Genomic DNA, 405 nt, shown 5'->3' with positions numbered 1-405 from the left:
GGCTAAATAGATGAAATTTAATCCTCATGAGATCATTCCCACAGCTTACGTGGGACGGGAGCAAGCGTACATAAAGCACTTGCTGCTTGATGGGTATCTTGAGCGGTTGCTTTACATCGTGGGATGGAGCGCCAATCTATTAGGACATGATGAAATCATTTTTGTTGATTGCTTTGCCGGTCCTTGGCAAGACGAAAGTAATGATCTGGGATCGACTTCAATTGCGATCTCGATGAATCTGCTGTCAAAAGTGCAGTACGCGCTCAAAGCCGTCAACAAACCGGTGAAGTTTCGCGCCGTCTACGTCGAAAAAAATGATCAGGCATTTGCCAGGCTAGAAAGCTTTTTGTCGAAAAACTCGCCGAGGAACGTGCCGACTTCAGCGATTCATGGTGATTTTACTGA

1 protein-coding gene is annotated in these 405 nt (G+C 45.9%); it reads left to right on the top strand.

What is annotated here, in order from left to right; translation table 11 throughout:
• Positions 1–10: 10 nt before the first annotated feature.
• On the top strand, positions 11–405 hold a 395-nt coding region (locus tag KDM89_RS20095), incomplete at its 3' end, for a class I SAM-dependent methyltransferase (RefSeq protein WP_212689646.1).

The organism is Cognatundibacterium luofuense, assembly GCF_018139685.1.
In the GTDB taxonomy this organism is placed as follows: domain Bacteria; phylum Pseudomonadota; class Gammaproteobacteria; order Burkholderiales; family Burkholderiaceae_D; genus Undibacterium; species Undibacterium luofuense.
The sequence above is the reverse complement of the archived record's forward strand: the minus strand, read 5'-3'. Positions and strand labels throughout refer to the sequence as shown.